7 protein-coding genes are annotated in these 6,183 nt (G+C 67.4%); 6 read left to right on the top strand and 1 reads right to left on the bottom strand.

From position 1 onward, the window contains the following. Positions 1-1,226 (bottom strand): methyl-accepting chemotaxis protein (locus PMI14_RS27975; RefSeq protein ID WP_007859843.1); only part of this gene is annotated, 1,226 nt, incomplete at its 3' end. A gap of 249 nt (positions 1,227-1,475) precedes the next feature. Here PMI14_RS27975 and PMI14_RS27970 point away from each other — a divergent pair. The 6 genes from PMI14_RS27970 to PMI14_RS27945 are packed head-to-tail and all read left to right on the top strand — an operon-like array spanning position 1,476 to position 6,176. Next, positions 1,476-1,922 (top strand): hypothetical protein, encoded by a 447-nt coding sequence (locus PMI14_RS27970; protein ID WP_007859842.1) that lies wholly within the window; start codon positions 1,476-1,478, stop codon positions 1,920-1,922. 40 nt (positions 1,923-1,962) lie between these two features. Then, a complete protein-coding gene (locus PMI14_RS27965) occupies positions 1,963-2,901 on the top strand; it encodes a branched-chain amino acid transaminase (RefSeq protein WP_007859841.1) in 939 nt (312 codons plus the stop codon). 5 nt (positions 2,902-2,906) lie between these two features. Continuing rightward, the gene (locus PMI14_RS27960) at positions 2,907-3,113 is read left to right on the top strand and encodes a zinc-finger domain-containing protein (protein WP_007859839.1); all 207 of its coding nucleotides are present in this window, start codon (positions 2,907-2,909) and stop codon (positions 3,111-3,113) included. A 3-nt stretch (positions 3,114-3,116) separates the two neighbouring features. After that, complete coding sequence (locus PMI14_RS27955) at positions 3,117-3,932, top strand: glycosyltransferase family 2 protein (RefSeq protein ID WP_007859837.1); 816 nt, start codon at positions 3,117-3,119, stop codon at positions 3,930-3,932. Continuing rightward, entirely contained in the window at positions 3,929-5,188 is a 1,260-nt protein-coding gene (locus PMI14_RS27950) for an O-antigen ligase (protein ID WP_007859835.1), read from the top strand. Before PMI14_RS27955 ends, PMI14_RS27950 begins: the two co-directional genes overlap by 4 nt. Before the next feature lie 13 nt (positions 5,189-5,201). Continuing rightward, complete coding sequence (locus PMI14_RS27945) at positions 5,202-6,176, top strand: glycosyltransferase (RefSeq protein WP_007859833.1); 975 nt, start codon at positions 5,202-5,204, stop codon at positions 6,174-6,176. Positions 6,177-6,183 lie beyond the last annotated feature (7 nt).

Below are 6,183 nucleotides of genomic sequence, written 5' to 3'. Positions count from 1 at the left end.
GCCTCGGCGCTGCGCTGCGCCAGGCCGCGCACCTCGCTGGCCACCACGGCAAAGCCGCGGCCCTGTTCACCGGCACGCGCGGCTTCCACGGCGGCATTCAGTGCCAGGATATTCGTCTGGAAGGCAATGCCGTCGATGGTGCCGATGATGTCGGCGATCTTGCGCGAGCTTTGGGTGATGGTCTGCATGCTGGTCACCACCTGGGCCACCACCTCGCCGCCTCGACCGGCGGCCTGGGCCGCGGTGGATGCCAGCTGGTTGGCCTGGCGGGCGGTGTCGGCCGACTGGGTCACAGTGGCGGTCAACTCCTCCATGCTGGCGGCGGTTTCCTCCAGGTTGGCTGCAGTCTGCTCCGTGCGCGACGACAGGTCGTGGTTGCCGGTGGCGATCTCCACCGAGGCGTTGGACATCGAGTCAACGCCGGTGCGCACTTCGGACACGAGCGCGCGCAGGCGCTCGGCCATCTGCGACACCGTGCGCAGCAGGTGGCCGAATTCGTCCTGGCGGTCGTCCTTGGCCTGTACCGTGAGGTCGCCGCCGGCAATCGCGTCGGCCAATTCCACCGCGCGGTCCAGTGGCCGGCTGATGGAGCGCACCAGCAGGAAGGACAGCACCAGGCCGAGGATGAACACCAGGCCCTGGATACCCCAGGCCAGCACCCGCGCGCGGCCCAGGGCCGCGCCGGCCTCCTGCTTGGCGGCGTCGCGCTGCGACTGCTGCAGCTGCACGAAGGCCTCGAGCGAGTCCACATAGCTGCCGATGGCCGCGAGGTACTGGCTCTCCACGAAGGTCTTGAAGGCCGCGGTATCGCCACCCTGCTTGATCTCGCGGGCCTGCTTGTTCAGGGCCAGGATCTTGGTGCGCTCCGACGCCACGCGCTCCAGCGCTGCCTTGTCGGCCGGGCTGGTGGCCAGCTCCACCACCTTGGCCTGGATGGCCGAGATGCCGGTCACGCCGGCCTTCACGCGGCCATCGAACAGGGTGGTCAGGTCCGCGTCGAGGGTGGCGTTGCTGGCCAGCACGCGCTCGCCCGTGGTTTCGGTGGCGCCCTTCCACTGCAGGGCCAGGGTGATGCGCTGGTCGTAGGACTGCAGCGAGGCCATGGCGTCGCCCACGACGCTGTCGGTCCGGGCCTGGGCCCAGAGGGACACCAGCAGCATGGCGCCCAGCAGACCCACGATGGAACCCCACAGCTTGGGGGAAAGGCGTATGTTGTCCAGTTTCATGGCTTGTGTTCCCGCAGGCATCACCCGGCGTATCAGGTTGTATCAACTGGCGAGCGTAAACCGCGGCGCAGCGTTGCGCCATACGCGGGACGCCCGCCTGCATTTGATGTAGCGTTTGCACAACGAAATGGCGGTCCATGCCATCCTGGTGCGGCCTGCGCGGGTTTGGGGGGCGGTGGCCAGGAGGGTCTGGAAGGTCTGTGGTCTCCACGGATGGCCGCGCGCTCCGGCCATATGACAATACGGCCCATGAATTTTCGCAATATCGTTGTGCCGCTCGCGGCGGTGGGTGGCCTGGTGTTTGGCTATGTGTCCTATGGTTGGCCGGGCGTGGCGGCCGTGGGAGGGGGGCTCATGATGTGGGCGCTGCTGCATTTCACGCGCCTCATGACGGTGCTGAAAAAAGCAGCAGACCGGCCCATAGGGCACGTGGGCAGCGCCGTCATGCTCAATGCCAAGCTGCGTCCCGGGGTGAACCTCATGCATGTGGTGGCCATGACGCGTTCGCTGGGGCAGCTGCTGTCTGACGATGGCGCCCAGCCCGAGCTGTACCGCTGGACGGACGGATCGCAGTCGTTCGTGACCTGCGAGTTCAAAAATGGCAAGCTCGTGAAGTGGGAGCTGGTGCGCCCCGCCCAGGAGGACGAGGCGCCGCAGGCACCGGCTCCGGTGGCCGAGCTGCCGCCAGCCCCGTAAAATCGCTCTTTTGCGACCTACAGCAACCCAAAGGACACCCATGAGCCCCGTAGTTCCCTCAATGGCCGACCGTGACGGCAAGATCTGGATGGACGGCCAGATGGTTGATTGGCGCGACGCCAAGATCCACGTGCTGACCCACACCCTGCACTACGGCTGCGGCGCGTTCGAAGGCGTGCGCGCGTACAAGACCGCCGATGGCACGGCCATTTTCCGCCTGGAAGAGCACACCGACCGCCTGTTCAACAGCGCCAAGATCCTGCGCATGAAGATCCCCTTCAGCAAGGAAGAAGTGAACGAGGCCCAGAAGGCCGTGGTGCGCGAAAACAACCTCGAATCGTGCTATCTGCGCCCATTGACCTGGATCGGCTCGCAAAAGCTCGGCGTTTCGCCCAAGGGCAACCAGATCCACCTGATGGTGGCGGCCTGGGCCTGGGGTGCCTACCTGGGCGAGGAGGGCATGCAGCGCGGCATCCGCGTCAAGACCAGCAGCTACACGCGCCACCACGTGAACATCACGATGACGCAGGCCAAGGCGGTGAGCAACTACACCAACTCCATCCTGGCCAACATGGAAGCGCTGGATGACGGCTACGACGAAGCCCTGCTGCTCGACAGCAGCGGTTTTGTGAGCGAAGGCGCGGGCGAGAACATCTTCGTGATCAAGAACGGCGTGATCTACACGCCCGACCTGTCGGCCGGTGCCCTGAACGGCATCACCCGCAACACCGTGTTCCACATCGCCAAGGACCTGGGCCTGGAGATCGTGCAAAAGCGCATCACGCGCGACGAGGTCTACATCGCCGACGAAGCCTTCTTCACCGGCACGGCGGCCGAAGTGACGCCGATCCGCGAGCTCGACCGCATCGAGCTCGGCAGCGGCAGTCGCGGCCCGATCACCGAAAAGATCCAGAGCGCGTTCTTTGACATCGTCAACGGCCGCAACCCGAAATACGCCCACTGGCTCGCAAAGGTCTGAACACCATGTCCCAAGCTGTGATCGAACTGCTGGCCAAGGACCTGAACGCCCAGGGCGGGGTCTTCTGCCCCAGCCCCAAGGCGGACATGAAGCTGTGGAACAGCCATCCCAAGGTCTATCTGGACGTGGCCCGCAGCGGTGAGGCCAAGTGCCCCTACTGCGGCACGGTGTACCGCCTCAAGGCGGGCGAGCACGTACACGCCGGCCACTGACGGATGTCGGCGGCCGCTGGCGACGCAAAGCCGTCGCCCACGCTCACGGTGGCGGTGCTCACGCACAACGAAGCCCACCGTATCGAAGCCTGCCTGCGCAGTGCCGCCTTCGCCGACCAGGTCTTGGTCGTCGACAGCGGCAGCACGGACAGCACCGTCGCCCTGGCCCAGGGGCTGGGTGCGGAGGTCCATTCCTACCCCGACTGGCAGGGCTTTGCCGTGCAGCGCAACCGGCTCTTGGCCCATGCGCGCGGCGACTACGTGTTCTTCCTCGACGCCGACGAGGTCATGACGCCCGCCTTCCAGCAAGAAGTGCAGGCCATCGTGCGCTCGGGCGCGCGCGGCGTGTGGACCATCCGCTGGCGCATGGTGGCCTTCGGCCAGGAGCTGCGCTACTTTCTGTCGCAGTCGCGCATCGAGCGGCTGTTCGTGCGCTCCATGGTCCGTGAGTTCACGGGCGTGGTGCACGAGCAGGCGCAGCTGCACCCCGAGCCCGGTGGCGCTGCCGTGCCGCGGCACCTGGTGCGCGCCCGCCTGCTGCACTACACGCGCAACTCCGTGCGCACCAGCCTCGAGAAACTCACCCAGTACGTGATGCTGGGCGCTGCCAAGCGCGCCGAACTGGGCAAGCGCGGCGGCGTGCTGCGCGGCCTGGCATCCGGCGGCTCGATGTTCCTGCGCCTGTACCTGTTTCGCCTGGGCTTCCTGTGCGGGGGGGCCGGTTTCCTGTACTGCCTGTTCGTGGCGCTGGAGGGCTTCTTCCGCTATGCCGCGCTGCATTACGACCGCGACAGCCTGACCGGCCGGGTGATCCGGTGACGGTCCGGACCTACCGCTGGTTCGGGCGCTGTGCCAGCGTGGGCGCCTTCATGGTGCCCGGCCTGGCGCTGTGGCTGCCCTCGGGTTACTCCTACGGTGCGGCGCTGCTATTGCTGGCTGCGTTGGCCAGTGCTCCGGTGTGGTGGCGGCGCCCGGCGCCGCGTGCCGCCTGGTGGCTCACGGCGGCCTTCTCGTGCATGGCCGCGCTGTGGCTGCTCGACGTGGGCGCCACCTGGGGCTGGGGCAGCATGGACCGCCCGGTCAAGTACCTGCTGGCACTGCCCTGCATCTTCTACCTCATGACCTTCGAGCCCCGGGCCTCCTGGCTATGGATGGGCGTGGCGGTGGGGGCTGTGGGCAGCGGCCTGGTGGGCATCTACCAGATTGGCGTGCAGCAACTGCCGCGTGCCAGCGGCTTTACCAATGCCATCCAGTACGGCAACCTGAGCATGCTGCTGGCCGTGCTCAGCGGCCTGCTGCTGGTTGTGCAGTGGCGGCGCTGGGTGGCCTGGCAACGGTTGCTGTTGGTGGCCGCCATCCTGCTGGGCGCCGTGGGCTCGGTGCTGTCGCAGTCGCGCGGCGGTTGGCTGGCCCTGGTGCTGCTGCTGCCGGTGTGCGCCTGGCTGCTGGTGCGCACCACCGGGCAACGGCGCGTGTACTGGGGCCTGTGCGTGCTGGCCATCGCGGCGGCGGCGCTGTCCCAGGTGCCAGCCGTGGAGCAGCGCGTGGACGAGGCGCGCCAGGAAATGCAGATCTACCAGCAGCGCGGTGATGGCCGCAGCTCGGTGGGTCAGCGCCTGGCCCACTGGCAGCTGGCCTGGCAAATGGGCTGGGACCGGCCGCTCACCGGCTGGGGCCGGGCCGGCTACGAGCAGGAAAAGGCGCGCCGCGTGGCGGCCGGCCTGGCGCACCCCGTGGTGCTCGAATTCGGCCATGCCCACAACGAGGTACTGGACCTGTTTGCCAAGCGTGGCCTGCCCGGTGTGTTCCTGCTGCTGGCCTTCTACGGCATTCCGCTGGTGATGTTCTGGCCCACGGCCCGGCGCATCCGCGACGGTGCGGGCAAGATGGACCGCGAATCGCTCTCGCTGTGCCTGGTCGGCGTGATGCTGCCACTGTCCTACATCGGCTTCGGCCTGACCCAGGTCTTCCTGGCGCACAACAGCGGCAACATGTTCTACCTCTTCATGTGCCCGCTGGTGCTGGCGGCCCTGCATGAGCGGCGTGCGCGCATCGGCTGCGGCCGTCCTTTCTGAACAGGCTTCCCAGATGCATATCCTGCTGGTCAACAACTCCCCCGTCCCGGTGTACGGCTACGGCGGTACCGAGCGCGTGATCTGGGACCTGGGCAAGACCCTGGTGCAATTGGGCCACCGCGTGAGCTACCTCGTGCCCGAAGGCAGCAGCTGCGACTTCGCCCAGGTGTTGCCGATCAAGCCCGACGAGCCCTGGGACGGCCAGATTCCGGCCGACGTGGACATCACCCACTTCCAGTTCAACCCGCGCAGCGAGCCTTCGCGCCCCTACCTGGTCACCGAGCACGGCAACGCGCGCAAGCCCAAGCCGCTGCCGCTGAACACCGTGTTCCTCTCGCGCAACCATGCGGCGCGCTATGGCTCGACCGAGTTCGTCTACAACGGCCTCGATTGGTCGGCCTATGGTCCGGTGGACTTCGAGCGCCCGCGCGACCACTACCACTTCCTGGGCAAGGCCGCCTGGGGCGTGAAGAACGTGGCCGGCGCCATCAAGGTGGCCAAGCTGGCGGGCGTGGAACTCGACGTGCTGGGCGGTGACCGCATCAACTTCAAGCGCGGCTTTCGCTGGACGCTGTCGCGCAAGATCCACTTCTTCGGCATGGTCGGCGGCACGCGCAAGAACGAGCTGCTCAACGCCTCGCGCGGCCTGATCTTTCCCGTGCGCTGGCACGAGCCCTTCGGCCTGGCTGTGATCGAGAGCCTGTACTTCGGCTGCCCGGTGTTCAGCACGCCCTACGGTGCGTTGCCCGAACTGGTGCCCGCCGAGTGCGGCAGCCTGTCGGCCAGCGCCAGCGCCCTGGCCGAGGCCGTGCGCACCCACAAGGCCGACCCGCGCGCCTGCCATGCCCATGTGCAGCAACATTTCAGCGCCGAGGCCATGGCACGCGGCTACCTGCGCTACTACGAGCGCGTGCTGGCCGGCGAGGTGCTGCACCGCGAACATCCGGTCATCCAGGGGACAGCGCGCGACCTGCCCTGGACGCGCTGAGCGGCGT

It is taken from the genome of Acidovorax sp. CF316 (assembly GCF_000276605.1).
Lineage (GTDB): Bacteria > Pseudomonadota > Gammaproteobacteria > Burkholderiales > Burkholderiaceae_C > Acidovorax.
The sequence above is the reverse complement of the archived record's forward strand: the minus strand, read 5'-3'. Positions and strand labels throughout refer to the sequence as shown.

What these genes read in the sequence shown, in the direction of transcription:
- PMI14_RS27955 (WP_007859837.1), top strand. Translation starts at nt 3,117, where the DNA reads ATGTCGGCGGCCGCTGGCGACGCAAAGCCGTCGCCCACGCTCACGGTG.
- PMI14_RS27965 (WP_007859841.1), top strand. Translation starts at nt 1,963, where the DNA reads ATGAGCCCCGTAGTTCCCTCAATGGCCGACCGTGACGGCAAGATCTGG.
- PMI14_RS27970 (WP_007859842.1), top strand. Translation starts at nt 1,476, where the DNA reads ATGAATTTTCGCAATATCGTTGTGCCGCTCGCGGCGGTGGGTGGCCTG.
- PMI14_RS27945 (WP_007859833.1), top strand. Translation starts at nt 5,202, where the DNA reads ATGCATATCCTGCTGGTCAACAACTCCCCCGTCCCGGTGTACGGCTAC.
- PMI14_RS27960 (WP_007859839.1), top strand. Translation starts at nt 2,907, where the DNA reads ATGTCCCAAGCTGTGATCGAACTGCTGGCCAAGGACCTGAACGCCCAG.